Source organism: Ruegeria sp. 6PALISEP08 (genome assembly GCF_001238295.1).
Lineage (GTDB): Bacteria > Pseudomonadota > Alphaproteobacteria > Rhodobacterales > Rhodobacteraceae > Ruegeria.
On record NZ_LGXZ01000007.1, the window covers coordinates 253,852 to 268,397 of the forward strand.

Annotated in this window: 14 protein-coding genes; 10 read left to right on the top strand and 4 right to left on the bottom strand. The window is 57.4% G+C overall.

What is annotated here, in order from left to right; all coding sequences use genetic code 11:
- Nucleotides 1-44: 44 nt before the first annotated feature.
- The 5 genes from ALB80_RS12785 to ALB80_RS12805 are packed head-to-tail and all read left to right on the top strand — an operon-like array spanning nucleotide 45 to nucleotide 5,000.
- Nucleotides 45-1,442: a pyridoxal-dependent decarboxylase gene (locus ALB80_RS12785; protein ID WP_050604461.1), complete on the top strand. Its 1,398-nt coding sequence runs from the start codon at nucleotides 45-47 to the stop codon at nucleotides 1,440-1,442.
- Entirely contained in the window at nucleotides 1,439-2,293 is an 855-nt protein-coding gene (locus tag ALB80_RS12790) for a fumarylacetoacetate hydrolase family protein (protein ID WP_050604462.1), read from the top strand. The genes ALB80_RS12785 and ALB80_RS12790 overlap by 4 nt, the downstream gene beginning before the upstream one ends.
- Nucleotides 2,290-3,090: a 2-oxo-hept-4-ene-1,7-dioate hydratase gene (gene hpaH, locus ALB80_RS12795; protein ID WP_050604463.1), complete on the top strand. Its 801-nt coding sequence runs from the start codon at nucleotides 2,290-2,292 to the stop codon at nucleotides 3,088-3,090. Before ALB80_RS12790 ends, hpaH begins: the two co-directional genes overlap by 4 nt.
- A gap of 11 nt (nucleotides 3,091-3,101) precedes the next feature.
- Nucleotides 3,102-4,157, top strand: coding sequence for an aldolase/citrate lyase family protein (locus ALB80_RS12800; protein WP_050604464.1), 1,056 nt, complete (start codon nucleotides 3,102-3,104; stop codon nucleotides 4,155-4,157).
- A gap of 60 nt (nucleotides 4,158-4,217) precedes the next feature.
- Nucleotides 4,218-5,000, top strand: coding sequence for a hypothetical protein (locus ALB80_RS12805; protein ID WP_050604465.1), 783 nt, complete (start codon nucleotides 4,218-4,220; stop codon nucleotides 4,998-5,000).
- Between the two features lie 24 nt (nucleotides 5,001-5,024).
- On the opposite strand, the gene ALB80_RS12810 is transcribed toward ALB80_RS12805, so the two are convergent.
- The 4 genes from ALB80_RS12810 to paaG are packed head-to-tail and all read right to left on the bottom strand — an operon-like array spanning nucleotide 5,025 to nucleotide 8,173.
- On the bottom strand, nucleotides 5,025-5,621 hold the full coding sequence (locus ALB80_RS12810) for a TetR/AcrR family transcriptional regulator (protein ID WP_050604466.1): 597 nt from the start codon (nucleotides 5,619-5,621) through the stop codon (nucleotides 5,025-5,027).
- Nucleotides 5,622-5,624: 3 nt separating this feature from the next.
- Nucleotides 5,625-6,935 (bottom strand): phenylacetate--CoA ligase PaaK, encoded by a 1,311-nt coding sequence (paaK, locus tag ALB80_RS12815; RefSeq protein ID WP_050604467.1) that lies wholly within the window; start codon nucleotides 6,933-6,935, stop codon nucleotides 5,625-5,627.
- Between the two features lie 24 nt (nucleotides 6,936-6,959).
- On the bottom strand, nucleotides 6,960-7,385 hold the full coding sequence (gene paaI / locus ALB80_RS12820; protein ID WP_050604468.1) for a hydroxyphenylacetyl-CoA thioesterase PaaI: 426 nt from the start codon (nucleotides 7,383-7,385) through the stop codon (nucleotides 6,960-6,962).
- Nucleotides 7,386-7,387: 2 nt separating this feature from the next.
- Nucleotides 7,388-8,173 (bottom strand): 2-(1,2-epoxy-1,2-dihydrophenyl)acetyl-CoA isomerase PaaG, encoded by a 786-nt coding sequence (paaG, locus tag ALB80_RS12825; RefSeq protein ID WP_050604469.1) that lies wholly within the window; start codon nucleotides 8,171-8,173, stop codon nucleotides 7,388-7,390.
- A 103-nt stretch (nucleotides 8,174-8,276) separates the two neighbouring features.
- Here paaG and ALB80_RS12830 point away from each other — a divergent pair, with 103 nt between their 5' ends.
- The 5 genes from ALB80_RS12830 to ALB80_RS12850 all read left to right on the top strand — a co-directional run bounded on the left by ALB80_RS12830 (nucleotide 8,277) and on the right by ALB80_RS12850 (nucleotide 14,499).
- Nucleotides 8,277-10,310 carry an FAD-dependent oxidoreductase gene (locus tag ALB80_RS12830; protein WP_050604470.1) on the top strand — a complete coding sequence of 678 codons (2,034 nt, stop codon included), beginning with the start codon at nucleotides 8,277-8,279 and terminating at the stop codon, nucleotides 10,308-10,310.
- 69 nt (nucleotides 10,311-10,379) lie between these two features.
- Nucleotides 10,380-11,399 (top strand): TRAP transporter substrate-binding protein, encoded by a 1,020-nt coding sequence (locus ALB80_RS12835; protein ID WP_050604471.1) that lies wholly within the window; start codon nucleotides 10,380-10,382, stop codon nucleotides 11,397-11,399.
- A gap of 57 nt (nucleotides 11,400-11,456) precedes the next feature.
- Nucleotides 11,457-11,960 carry a TRAP transporter small permease gene (locus ALB80_RS12840; protein WP_050604472.1) on the top strand — a complete coding sequence of 168 codons (504 nt, stop codon included), beginning with the start codon at nucleotides 11,457-11,459 and terminating at the stop codon, nucleotides 11,958-11,960.
- Nucleotides 11,960-13,312 carry a TRAP transporter large permease gene (locus ALB80_RS12845; RefSeq protein WP_050604473.1) on the top strand — a complete coding sequence of 451 codons (1,353 nt, stop codon included), beginning with the start codon at nucleotides 11,960-11,962 and terminating at the stop codon, nucleotides 13,310-13,312. The genes ALB80_RS12840 and ALB80_RS12845 overlap by 1 nt, the downstream gene beginning before the upstream one ends.
- Nucleotides 13,312-14,499 (top strand): cytochrome P450, encoded by a 1,188-nt coding sequence (locus ALB80_RS12850; protein ID WP_050604474.1) that lies wholly within the window; start codon nucleotides 13,312-13,314, stop codon nucleotides 14,497-14,499. The genes ALB80_RS12845 and ALB80_RS12850 overlap by 1 nt, the downstream gene beginning before the upstream one ends.
- Nucleotides 14,500-14,546: the final 47 nt, after the last annotated feature.

Sequence of the window (14,546 nt, forward strand, 5' to 3'; positions counted from 1 at the left end):
GGGCCGGGCGGGTTGATTTTTCTGCGACAACAAAAGGCTAATGCATGGATTGGGACACGTTTTCGCATTGGGGTCAGCACATTTCAAAATGGGCAGCCGATTACCATAAGACACTTGCTGAACGTCCCGTGCGCGCGCAGACCGCACCAGGGGAAATCGCGGCCCAGCTTGTGGCAACCCCGCCCGAGGCGGGTGAGCCTATGGATTCCATCATGGCCGATTTCGAACGGATCGTGATGCCGGGTATCACCCATTGGCAACATCCACGCTTTTTCGCCTATTTCCCCGCCAATGCCGCTCCACCGTCGATGCTGGCCGAGATGTTGGTGACGACGATCGCGGCGCAATGCATGTTGTGGCAAACCTCGCCAGCCGCGACCGAAGTCGAAGGTGTCATGGTCGACTGGTTGCGACAGTCACTTGGACTGCCTGAAGGCATGACAGGAGTTATTCAGGACAGCGCCTCTTCGGCGACTTTGTCGGCGGTTCTGACTATGCGGGAACGAGCCACGGGCTTTACCGGCAACCGCGAAGGTCTGAACACCAAGGGTGCGCTGCGGATCTATTGCTCGGATCAGGTACACTCGTCCATCGACAGGGCCTGCTGGGTTGCCGGGATTGGGCAGGACAATCTGGTCAAGCTGCCGACATCGGGTTCCAACTTTGCAATTGATGCCTTTGCACTTGAGGCCGCCATTCAAAGCGATATCGCAGCCGGTCATGTTCCGGCCGGTATTATTGCGATCACAGGTGGAACCGGCGTTGGTGCCTGCGATGATCTGACCCTTGTGGCAGACATCGCGCAAAAACACGACTTGTATACCCATCTCGACGCGGCCTGGGCTGGGTCTGCAATGATCTGCCCCGAATTCCGCGAGCTCCTATGGCAGGGGGCCGACCGCTATGACAGCATCGTTTTCAACCCGCATAAATGGATGGGTGCACAGTTCGATTGCGCCATCCAGTTCCTGCGGGACGCCGCGCCGCAACTCAATACGCTGAAGATCGAACCGGAATACCTCAAGACAACCGGAGCAGAGGTGACGAATTACTCGGAGTGGACCATCCCTCTGGGGCGTAGGTTCAGGGCGTTGAAGATCTGGTTTCTGTTGCGCTCATACGGATTGGAAGGACTGCGCGAGCGCATCCGCAACCACGTGACCTGGGCCCAGGAACTCGCCGATCAGATCGGAGAGATGGAAGGGTTCGAGATCGCCACCGGTCCGATCCTGAGCTTGTTTTCCTTTCGCTGTCCAGGTGATGATGCACAGCAGCAGCGGCTGGTCGACGCGTTGAACGATGACGGGCGGATCTATCTGACCCAAGGCATGTTCGATGGCCGCAAGATCATCCGCTTTCAGGTCGGGCAGTTCGATACCACCCGGGATGACGTGCTGATGGCAGCGGACATGATCCGGGAAGTTTGGGAGACAATTGAATGAAGTTTGCAACTTTCTTCGCGGGCGAAGAGCGTTTTTTCGGAGCAATCACCGATGAAGGTGCCATTGCATTGAACCAAGCATTCCCGGATCACAACAGCCTTTACGAGGTGATTGCCGCCGGGGCCTTCGATCAACTTGCAAAAGCTGCCGAAGGCAAACCCGTCACCCATACCGAGTTCGCCTATGAGATGGTGATGCCCGATGCCCGTCGTATTCTTTGTGTCGGGGTGAACTTTCCCGACCGGAACGCGGAGTACAAAGATGGCAGCGCGCAGCCAAAGTACATGTCGCTGTTCCCGCGCTTTGCCAGCGGCTTTACTGGCCACGACTGCCCGCTGATCCGGCCGCCGGAAAACCACACTCTGGACTATGAAGGCGAAGTGGCCATCGTGATTGGCAAGACTGGCCGCCGCATTTCTCAGGAAGAAGCTTACGACCACATCGCCGCGCTGACCCTGTGCAATGAAGGCACCATTCGCGACTGGGTGCGGCACGCCAAGTTCAACGTCACTCAAGGCAAGAACTGGGAAAACTCGGGGGCCATAGGCCCTTGGCTGGTGCCTTTCACGGATGCAGCCCAACTGGATGATGCTCGCATCCAGACCCGCGTGAACGGTGAGCTTCGTCAGGACGACACGCTGAGCCGCATGATGTTCCCAATCCGTCGCGAGATCGAATACATCTCAACCTTCATGACGCTTCAGCCCGGTGACATCATTGTCACTGGTACACCGACCGGGGCAGGGGCACGGTTCGACCCACCGAGATATCTGGTACCCGGAGATGTGGTCGAGGTGTCCGCCGAAGGTATCGGCACCCTGCGCAATACCATTGAGGACGAACGGGTATGACGCCCGAGGACCACACCCGCGCAGCAGCCGATCTGTTGCAGGCTGAACGCAGGGGCGAACAGATCGGCCTGCTTAGTCTGCGCCATCCCGAGATGGGCATGGATGATGCCTATGAGGTTCAGAACGCCATCTATCACCAGAAACTGGCCGAAGGCCGCAGGGTGATCGGGTGGAAGATCGGGCTGACCTCGAAGGCAATGCAATATGCGTTGAATATCGACATTCCAGACAGCGGTATTCTGTTCGACGATATGGTCTTCGACAATGGTGCAACCGTTCCGGCAGGCCGTTTCATTCAGCCCCGGGTCGAAGCCGAGATCGCCTTTGTCATGAAGTCCGCCATTGGCGGCGAAGACGTATCTCGCGAAGAGATTATCGCCGCCACGGGTTACGTCACACCGGCAATAGAAATTCTGGATACCCGAATTCAAAGAGCAGATTCCGAGACCGGCAAGACCCGTACGGTCTTTGACACGATCAGTGATAATGCCGCCAATGCGGGCATCGTGTTGGGTGCAGAGCGTCACGCAATCGATGCATATGATCTGCGTTGGGTCGGGGCGCTTACCTTCCGCAATGGCGAGATTGAAGAAACCGGACTGGGTGCCGGTGTGTTGAACGATCCTGTTGAAAGCGTGGTCTGGTTGGCGCGTCGCATGGCGCAATACGGGCAAAGCATCGAACCTGGGCAACTCATTTTGTCCGGCAGTTTCATCCGCCCCGTCGAATGCCCCTCGGGCACCAAAGTTCACGCGGATTTTGGGCCGTTTGGCTCGGTCGATATCAATTTCGCCTGAAAGGAACGCCAATGCCCGCGCCACATAATGTATTCAAGGCTGCGCTGAAGGCCGGAACTCCTCAGATCGGATGCTGGGTTGGTTTGGCCAATGCCTACGTAGCCGAAATCGCCGCCACCGCGCAATTCGATTGGTTGCTGGTTGATGGGGAGCACGCGCCCAACGACCTGCGCTCAATCCTGGAGCAGGTCCGCGTGATTGAGGGGTCTGGCAGCGTGCCGGTCGCACGCCTGCCGATTGGCGAAACCTGGATGATCAAGCAATATCTGGACGCCGGCGTCCAGAATATTCTGGTGCCGATGGTCGAAAGCGGCGATCAGGCACGCGAACTGGTGCGGGCTGTGCAGTACCCGCCGCATGGCGTTCGTGGTGTTGGATCATCGCTGGCGCGGGCGTCACGCTTTGCGGCGATCCCCGATTATCTGAAAACCGCCGACGAACAGATTTGCTTGCTCGTACAGGTCGAGAACAACAAGGGTATGGACGCGCTGGACGATATTCTGGCGACTGATGTGGACGGGGTGTTTATTGGCCCTGCCGACCTGGCTGCTGATTTGGGCCATCTGGGAAATGCAGACCACCCTGACGTAGTTGCGGCGGTGCTGGATGCAATCCGCCGTATTGTGGCAGCGGGCAAAGCCGCTGGGATTTTGACACTGGACCCGGATCTTCAACGCAAATGTCTGGATCTTGGCGCTACTTTCGTAGCCACCAACATCGACGTGACCTTGTTTGCCAAAGCCATCCGGTCTGCCGCTGTTGCGGGCCTAAACCTGTTGCCTGATCAGACTGCAACGGGCATTGCGCAGACGGGTGCGGCCTCAAAATACCTTCAGCAACTCTGCAAACACTGGTCGCACAAGGCCGAGGTCTCATTTGACGCAGTAAATGGCAGAGTGTCATTCCCTGACGGAGATCGGCTGGCATTGACGGCAGATGCAACCACTTTGACCGTGACAGCCGCTACTGGTCCGCGTGGTGATCTGCGTCGTTGGCAACAGGTGATCGAGGCGCATTTGACACGCTTTGCCTTTCGAGAAGAGCTGAACATCGACTGGACCGCTTGATGTTTTCGATGCGGCAACACTAAATGCGGATGTTACGCGTGGGTTAAGTCAAAAGGGTCGATGCTGAAGGTTGTTGTACATCAAGGGTTTCACAAAACCGGGACCAGAACCCTGCAAACGATGCTGTACAGGAACCGTATCCGGTTAAAGGACCGTGTGAGTGTTCTGGTGCCGCGGGATTTGAAAGACGCCGGCATTGCAGCACGCCGCTATTCTGTCGCACCAAACGAAAGAAAGCTTCAGAAATTTCGCCAGATGTTCCGGCAAACTCTGCTGCCATTCGAGGGCCAGACTGACGCGCCGTTGTTGATCAGCAGCGAAGAGTTTGCTGGTATGATCCCGGGACGTAAAGATGTGTGGTCCTACCACCAAACGCATGTCCTTGCTGAAGTCATCTTGGATGAAATCAACAGGTTCGCTGACAACAAGGCACGGATCACATTCTTTTACACGACCAGAGATGCCCCCGACTGGATCAAGAGCGTGTATTGGCAGAACATTCGCGGAAACAGAATACAAGAAAACCTTTCCGAATATGCTGAACTACTGAACCCGGGCGCGGACCTCGAGAGTGTTGTGGACCGGGTCGCGGCACAGATGTCTTCACGAGCCGAGGTCATCTCTCTGAACACCTCGGGTCTGAGCGATCGTCTGTTTCCCGTCATCAAGGTGCTTTCGATTTTGAATGTACGGTCGGACGATCTGACACCCGTCAGTAACCTGAATGTTCAGCCGGTTGGGGCCGCGGAACATTTCCTTGAACTGAACCGATCAAACATGACGGACGAGGATGTCATGGCCGCAAAGCAAGCCTACATGGACAGGCTCAAAGCTTCGACATAGCGCCTTGTGCGCACCGCTGCGCGCCTACAGCTTTGGTACGCCTTGAACCGTCAGCGTGCTGACCAGATCGGCGTAGTCTTCGCGGGCTTTGGGGCCCGCGCCGGTGTTCCACATGTAATACCAGTTCAACATCCCAAAGACTGACATTGTGGCACCGCGCAACTTGTCTTTGGCATCATCGAAAGTTTCGGGAGACAATTCTTTGAGGATGTCGCGCACAAAATTTACCAAATCAAGCTGATAGCCTCGTAGCAGTTTCTGCTGCTCGTCTGTCAGTGCGCTTATGCCGCTGATTTGTACGCGATGCTCGTCATCCGCGCCCTGATAGGCGAACAGGATTTCGCGCACCGCCTTGCGCAGCTTCTGCTCGGGGTTCATACCGCTCAGATCCACGTTGCAGATCCGATCCCTTAGCTCGCGCAGATATGTTTCAAGGATGTCATATAGGATGGCATCCTTGCTGTCGTAGTAATGGTAGATGTTGGCTTTCGAGATCCCGCACTCTTTGGCCAGCAGAGTCATCGACGCACGATCAAACCCCTGATCGGCAAACACTTTGGCCGCCATCTTCAGGATCTGTTCCCGCTTTTGGTCGTGGTCTTTGGCGATTGTTCGGGCCACGGTTTATTCCTTATCGCGATTGTCGACGACACGCTTCGCCTTGCCCTGAGAGCGTTCGACGTCGCCGGGGTCACCTACAACAATTTCAGTTGAAACACCAACGACGTCCTTGATCCGCTTGGTCAGCATTCGGGCCGCCGCGGTTTTGGAGAGCTCGTCGGTGGAATCCGGTGAGGATTCAACAAAGACCCGCATCGCATCCATGCGGCCCGACTTATAAAGTTCGATCTGATAATAGGGGGCAAGACCGCCTGTCGCCATGACCTGTTCTTCAATCTGGCTAGGGAAGACATTGACGCCACGCAGGATCATCATGTCGTCACTTCGGCCAGTGATCTTTGCCATCCGGCGCATGGATCGTGCTGTTCCCGGCAGAAGGCAGGTCAAGTCGCGCGTGCGATAGCGGATCATCGGCAGCCCTTCCTTGGTCAGGGTTGTGAACACCAACTCGCCGATTTCGCCATCGGGCAGGACCTCACTGGTTACGGGGTCAATGATTTCAGGAAGGAAATGATCTTCCCAGATCACCGGACCGTCCTTGGTTTCAACGCATTCATTGGCCACCCCAGGACCCATGATTTCGGACAGGCCATAGATGTCTACCGCATGCATATCAAAGGCGGCCTCGACCTCGGCGCGCATGGCGTCAGTCCAGGGTTCAGCGCCGAAAACACCAACTTTCAATGAGCTTTCACGGGGGTCGAGACCAGCTTTGTGGAACTGCTCAAGGATATTGAGCATATAGGACGGCGTCACCATAATCCCGTCGGGCCGGAAGTCGTTGATCAGGTTGACCTGCTTTTCGGTTTGCCCGCCGGACATGGGGACGACAGTCGCGCCAAGCCGTTCGATTCCGTAATGGGCGCCCAACCCACCGGTGAACAAGCCATAACCATAGGCGTTGTGCACCATGTCACCCTTGCGCAACCCCGACGCGCGCAGGGAACGCGCGCCCAAGTCCGCCCAATTGTCGATGTCATTCTTGGTGTAACCCACAACCGTCGGTTTGCCCGTCGTGCCAGATGAAGCGTGCAGGCGAATGATCTCGCTGCGCGGAACTGCGAACAGACCGAAGGGATAGTTGTCACGCAGATCGTTTTTGTGTGTGAACGGAAATTTTGCCAGATCGGACAGCTGCTGTAGATCATCAGGATGCACGCCGGCCTCGTCAAACCGCTGCTTATACATCAGAACGTTGTCATAGGCGTGGCGTAAGGACCATTTCAGGCGTTCAAGCTGCGTGGCGCGGATTTCGTCGATCGAGGCGATCTCGATCGGATCCAGGTTCGCTTTGTTTGGGGAAAGGTCTTTCATCGCGTCACTCCTCCAGTCGTGAAGCTATTCTTGAAAATTCTGACCGCCAACTGCGCGCGACATGCCGCGAAACTCAGCGATCAGAGTGTTGTCTTGGTTGATGACGCGAACGTCATAGATGCCGCTTCGTCCGGATACAGTGACCTCTGTCGCGGTGGCGGTCAGACGGTCCCCCTTTTTTCCCGGCGCGAGATAGCTCATCATCGTGTGCTGCCCGACAGTGGAAACGTTGCGGCTGTTACAGGCAAAGGCAAAAGCGCTGTCGGCCAAGGCATGAGTGACGCCCCCATGGCACATACCGAACCCGTTACAATGATGGGACGCGACGGTCAGGGTCAGAACGGCGCGGCCTTCGTCAACTTCGGCAAGCTCCATGCCGAGCCATTTGCTTGCCTCGTCATTTGCCCACATTGCAGCGGCAGATTTTTCGGCGCGTTCTTTTGGGGTCATACTCAACGTCCCTGAAAATTCGGTGCGCGTTTTTCAAGGAAACTGGATACGCCTTCGGCGTAGTCCGCGCTTTCCCCGCAAGTTTTCATTGCGTCCGCTTCAATCTCAAGCTGATCGGACAGTGACGTGGTGGCCGCCGTTTGAATGCACTGTTTTGTCAGGCCCAGCCCGAGTGTGGGGCCGTTGGCCAATTGCGCGGCAAGCGCGCGAACCTCAAGCATCAGTTGATCGTCGGGCAGCGCCTTCCAGATCAGCCCCCAATTTTCTGCCTGTTTGGCTGAAAGAGGTTGAGCGGTCATGGCCAACCCCTTGGCGCGCGCCTCACCCAACAGGCGTGGCAAGTGCCAGCTGCCACCGGTGTCGGGAATCAGCCCGACCTTGGAAAAGCTCTGGATGAACTTAGCGCTTTCCCCGGCCAGAACCATGTCACAGGCCAATGCCAGATTTGCCCCTGCGCCTGCGGCAACCCCGTTTACGGCGCATATGACAGGGAACTCCAAGGATCGGATCAAGCGGACTAGAGGAGCATAAAACGTTCGCACCGTTTTGCTCAGGTCCGGAGCGCTATCCATTTTGGATGGGTCGCGGTCACCCAGGTCTTGACCTGCGCAGAACCCGCGCCCCGCTCCGGTCAGCAATATCGCGCGAGCCCCGTTTTCGCGCGCGGTTTTTAACGCGTCCTGAAGGGCAACGTGCATGTCCTCATTGAACGCGTTCAACTTGTCGGGGCGGTTCAGGGTAATTTCGACCCAGTTCCCGTGATCTTGTACAAGTATCGTATCGCTCATGGCTGTCTCTTCTGGTCTCGTTTCAACTTAATCATTGCATTAACCGAACGGTTGGTCAATATATAAACCTGTACCGAATCTGGACCGATCAAAAGGGTTGCCGATGTTGCAGTCGTCGCTGGTGAGCGTTGAAATTAAGGGTGACGTGGCTTGGGTCACGGTCAACAACCCGCCAGTGAACGCAACCTCTACCGCGGTTCGACAGGGGCTGTCCGATGCGGTTGATGCGGTTCAAGGCACGCGTGTGGCGGTGCTGTGCTGCGCGGGCAGAACCTTTATCGCAGGCGGTGATATGTCCGAGTTTGATGCGGCGCCGGTTGAGCCACATTTGCCGGACGTCATTCAGAAGATCGAAGATAGCAAAGTGCCTTTTGTCGCCTGCATTCATGGTAATGCGCTGGGCGGTGGGTTCGAGATCGCCATGGCTTGTGCCTGGCGGATCGCCGCGCCGGATGCCGGTTTTGGTCTGCCCGAGGTCAATGTGGGGCTGATCCCCGGGGCGGGGGGCACCCAACGTTTGCCGCGTCTCGTGGGAATGCAGGCTGCAATCGACATGGCGTGTTTTGGTAAAACTCTGAAAGCCGAAGCGCTGGCCGAACTCGGGGGCATTGATCTGGTCGCCGAAGACCCGAAGGTTGCAGTGCCGGGTTTTGTTGCCGCGCTGCCCGCACGTCCGATACCTGTCAGCCAGCGTTCGGTGCCAGAGTTCGCGTCTGATCTGTTGGAAACAAGTCGTCAGGCGTTGCAGAAGCGCGCCAAAGGGCAGCAATCACCACTGGAAAACCTGACCGCGCTGAGTTGGGTGTCCGAACCGTTCGCTGAGGGTCAGCCGAAAGAACGCGCCCGCCACCTGGCTCTGCGCCAAAGCGCTGAAAGCCGGGCGCTGCGCCATGCTTTCTTTGCCGAGCGCGTGGTGTCCAAGCCCGCTTTGATCAAGGGCGCCACTGCGCGCGACATTACCCGGATTGCCGTTGTGGGCGGCGGGTTGATGGGTGCAGGTATTGCCACGGCCGCGCTGAATGGTGGATTGTCGGTCACTCTGATCGAGCAGAACGCCGAGGCTGCATCGGCGGCGCAAGAGCGAGTTGAATCTCTGCTTCGGGGGGCCGTAAACCGGGGCAGGATGTCCGAGGCACAGCTGCGGGATTACCTGTTCAAATTTAAGGCCGTCGACGGCTATGCCGCTGCTGCGGATGCAGAGTTGGCTATCGAGGCAGTGTTCGAAGACCTGTCTGTCAAGCAGGCGGTGTTTGCGGAACTGGCCAGGTACATGAACCACGATGCGATCCTGGCCACGAATACATCCTACCTGAACCCGTTGGACATCTTTGCGGGTGTTGAAAACCAGGCCCGCTGCATTGGTCTGCATTTCTTCAGCCCGGCCCATGTGATGAAGCTGCTGGAAATAGTACATATGCCGCAGACATCTCCGGATACCGTCGCCACTGGCTTCGCGCTGGGCAAAAAGCTGCGAAAGGTTTCGGTTCTGTCCGGCATATGCGACGGCTTTATCGGCAATCGCATGTTGGCCGCCTATCGGCGCGAGGCCGACTATTTGCTGGCGGATGGGGCGCTGCCCTATCAGGTGGACGCAGCGATGCGGGCGTTTGGGATGCCCATGGGGCCTTATGAGTTGCAGGATCTGACTGGTCTTCAAATCGCCTGGGCCAACCGACAGCGCAATGCCGCAACTCGCGACCCAAACGAACGCTACGTGCGCATCGCCGATCAGTTGTGCGAGATGGAGCGTTTTGGTCAGCGAGCGGGCAAGGGTTGGTATCGTTACTCAGATGGCGACCGTACCCCGGTCCGGGACCCTGAGGTTGAGGCGTTGATTGAAACCTACTCGGCCGAACAGGGAATCATCCGCCAGCGCTTTTCACAGCAGGACATTTCCTCGCGTATTCTGGCGGTTCTGGCCAATGAGGGTGCTTTGATCATCCAGGGCGGAATCGCGGAAAACACAGAGGCTGTCGATATGGTACAAATCCATGGGTACGGTTTTCCACGTTGGCGTGGAGGGCCAATGAACTACAGCAAGGAGATCGGTATCGACGTGTCCCACGCAGCGATGCTGACCGTTGCAGACGAAAACCCCGGTTCGTGGCGCATCGCGAACCATCCGGGGGGCCTTTAACATGTTGATGGTTACAAAAGCGACCATTAACGCATTCTTGACTCATGTTTCATTGGGAGGAGACAGACCATGAAATTCACCAAGCTAAGCACTTTATTGGCGTCGGCCGCGCTGGCCGTTTCTGGCACAGTAGCGATGGCTGCAGACTATACGCTGACCATCTCAAGCTGGGCACCGCCGACTCATGGCATCAACGCCAAGATGTGGCCGAAATTCGTCGAAATGGTTGAAGAGGCAACAGACGGCCAGGTCACGGCTGAACTCAAGCTGGGTATTGCACCGCCACCGGCGCAGATGGACCTGATCATGGATGGTGCGGCTGATGCTTCGATCATCTTCCACGGCTACCAGCCGGGTCGCTTTGTCACCACCAAGATGATCGAACTGCCCGGGTATGAGGGTTCGGCCGAGGACGCCTCGGTCGCTTATTGGCGCACATATGACAAGCACCTCAAGGCGGCGGATGAGCATCGCGGCGTGAAGGTGATCGCCCTGCACACGCATGGTCCTGCCCAGTTGCATTCCAGCAGCCCGGTGACCACGCTGGAAGAGGTGTCGGGTCTCAAGGTGCGTATCCCCGGTGGCGTTGGCGGGGACGTCGGAACGGCGCTGGGTGCGACCGGCATTCAGGTGCCTGCGCCGAAAGTATACGAAACCCTGGCCTCGAAAGCTGCGGATGGGGTTGTGATGCCCTTTGAATCCCGCAAGGGTTTCAAACTGACCGAAGTGGCGCAGAACGTCTACGAAGTTCCGGGCGGCCTTTATCGCGGATCGTTTGCTTTCATCATGAATGAAGACACCTTTTCCGATCTGCCCGAAGACCTGCAGGCCGCACTGGAAGAGAATGTCTTTGGCGAACCACTGAGCCGCGAGATCGGCAAGATCTGGGACGAGATCGACGCCATCGGTCGTGAAGCAACCGAAGCCACCGAAGGCAACGCGATCAACGCGGCATCTGCTGAAGATCTGGAGCAATTCAACACGATTGCCGTGGATGTGCGCGCCAAGGTCATTGACGAAGTTAACGGCGCGGGCGTCGACGCTCAGGCCGCTTACGACATGATCGTAAATGAAATGGCTGCCCAGTAACGCAGCCGGGCTGGCGCGCTTAAACCGCCAGCCCTTTTCACCCGCCGGGGACCAATCATGCACTCACTCGTGACCTTTGCGCGACGCATCAGTGTCGTTCCGACGCTGCTGGCCTGTGTGGCGCTGTTCATCCTGATGGTGATGACCTTTTTCGACGTTATCCTTCGTTCTGTCTTCAACGCCCCGATTGAGGCGGCAACCGAGTTGACCCGGATTCTGATGGCGATCCTTGTCTTCTCGGTCCTGCCCATAATCTCGGCTGGGCGCGGACAGATCGCTGTGGACCTGACAGATGGGATTTTCGCGCGTTTGCGGCTGAGCCGGGTGCGTGATGCGATTGTGTATCTGGTGTCCGGCATCATGCTGATCTGGCCGATCCAGCGCGTCTGGGTGCTGGCTGAACGGGCGCGGGATTACGGCGATGTCACCGAATACCTGTCTATCCCGGTCTTCTATCTGGGTTGGTTCATCGCCGCTTTCACCGCGATCACTGCTGTTGCGATGATCATCACCGGGATTTTGCACATTATTGCCCCCCAAGCCTTGTCGGAGCACTCCTAATGACTGCCGCTTTGATCGGTTTCGCCCTTGTCCTTGTTCTGGTGCTGCTGCGCCTGCCCATTGTGTTTGCGATGGGGCTCGTTGGGACGCTTGGCTTTGCATATGAACGCGGTGGCAGCATCCTGTCCGAACGTGGGTTGAAGGCTGCGATGTCCATGGTGGGCCGCCAGATCACCGACACGGCGCAGGATTATGGGCTGTCGGTTGTGCCGCTGTTCATCCTGATGGGGCTGTTCGTAAACAAGGGTGGCCTTGCGCGCGAGCTTTATGCGGTGTCAAACGCCTTCCTTGGCCATTTCCGCGGCGGCATTGCAATGGCCACGGTTGCTGCGTGTGGAGGGTTTTCCGCCATTTGCGGCTCGTCTCTGGCAACGGCGGCAACCATGTCCAAAGTCGCGATGCCGGAAATGCGCCGCTACGGTTATTCGGATGAGCTGTCTACGGCGTCGATTGCTGCCGGCGGTACGTTGGGGATCCTTATCCCTCCATCGGTCATTCTGGTGATCTATGGCCTTTTGACCGAAACTTCGATTGGCAAGCTTTTCGTTGCGGGTATCATCCCTGGCGTGCTGGGCATCCTGTTCTATCTGCTGGCGGTGCGCTGGACCGTTTGGCGCAGACCCGACGCCGGACCGGCAGGGGAGCGGCACGGCTGGGGCGAACGTCTCTTGGCCCTGCGCTCGGTCTGGGCCGTGTTGCTGCTGTTCTTTCTTGTGATAGGCGGGTTGTACGGGGTGTTTGACTTCTACCCTCTGAACCTCACCTTCAGCCCGACAGAGGCTGCTGGAATGGGCGCGATGGGTGCGTTCCTGATTGCCCTGTCACGGGGCGGGCTGACCCTTGGTTCGACCTTTGAAGTGCTGAAGGAGACCAGTTTCACCGCGGCGGCGCTGTTCTCGGTTCTGATCGGGGCGCAGATCTTTTCGAATTTCATCAACCTGGCCGGTCTTCCTGAAGCGCTGATCACTCTGGTGACGGCCTATGAGGTTGAGCCGTTTGTGGTGATCCTGATGATCCTCGGGATCTACATCATACTGGGCTGTGTCTTTGAATCGCTGTCGATGCTGTTGCTGACGGTGCCGATCTTTTTCCCGTTGGTCACGTCGCTGGGTTATGATCCGATCTGGTTCGGCATCGTTGTTGTCGTCGTAACCGAGATCAGCCTGATCACTCCCCCGGTCGGATTGAACGTGTTCATTCTGAAAGGTGTGGTTGGGGATGTCTCAACCGGGACCATCTTCAAAGGTGTCACACCGTTTTGGGTCGCGGATATCTTCCGTCTGGCGCTAATCGTTCTGGTGCCGTGGCTGGTGCTGGTTCTGCCGGAGCAGATGGGGGCGATGGGTCACTGATGTTCTCGCTGACCGCACTTCCCATCGGTTTTCACGAAGACCCTTATCCAGCTTATGCTGCGCTGCGCGAGGAAACTCCTGTCTGCCAGCAAGCGGATGGTTCGGTCATCCTGTCGCGCTATGAAGATCTGGATGTGGTGTACCGGGATACGGTGCGGTTCATCTCGGACAAGAAGGCGGTTTTCGGGCCAAAATACGGGGTAGACAGCCCGTTATACGAACACCACACGACCAGTTTGGTGTTCAATGACCCACCGCTGCACACCCGGGTTCGCAAGGTGATGGTCGGTGCGATGAACCCGCGTGCGCTGTCGCAGATGGAGCCGGGCCTGATACAGCTGGTCGACGGCTTGCTGGATCAGATGCAGGCCAAGGGCACTGTTGAGTTGATCGAGGATTTTGCCGGGGCTATCCCGATCGAGATCATCGGCAACTTATTGGGTATACCCCGATCCGAGCGCGGACCTCTGCGAGACTGGTCTCTGGCCATTTTGGGCGCGTTGGAGCCGCAGCTGACTCCTGAACAGGAAGACTGGGGCAACCACGCGGTGTCGAACTTCAAAGAGTTCTTGCGCCACATCATAGATGATCGTCGCGCCAATCCGGGTGACCCGTCAACGGACGTGCTGACCCGACTGATGCAGGACGACACCGATGGTGGCCTGACAGAAGTTGAGCTGTATCAGAACTGTATTTTCATCCTGAATGCTGGGCACGAAACAACAACCAACCTGATCGGTAACGCGCTAGAGCTGCTGGACCGGCATCGGGACAAGCGGGCTGAACTGCTGGCTTACCCAGAGCTTATCAACACCGCCGTGGATGAGTTCCTGCGACTGGAAAGCCCGAACCAATTCGGCAATCGACTGACCACCGAGGATGTTGCGTTTCATGGTCACACCATTCCCGCCGGGACGGACATCCATCTTTGCATCGGTGCCGCTAACCGTGATCCGCGGCAGTTTGCCGAGCCTGGCGATGTGATCCTGGACCGCCGCCCCAATAAACACCACGCGTTTGCAGGTGGGCCTCATACCTGCGTTGGCCTGACTCTGGCCCGCATGGAGGGCCGGGTGGCGGTCGGTCGGTTTCTGACCCGCTTCCCGGATTATTGCATCACCGAAGGTGCTGAACGTGGTGGCCGCATCCGGTTCCGGGGTTTCGCGCGACTGCCCGCGCAGGTTTGAAATGTACGGGTTGAGGTGTTTTTTGCTAATAACAACGACCGACCGTA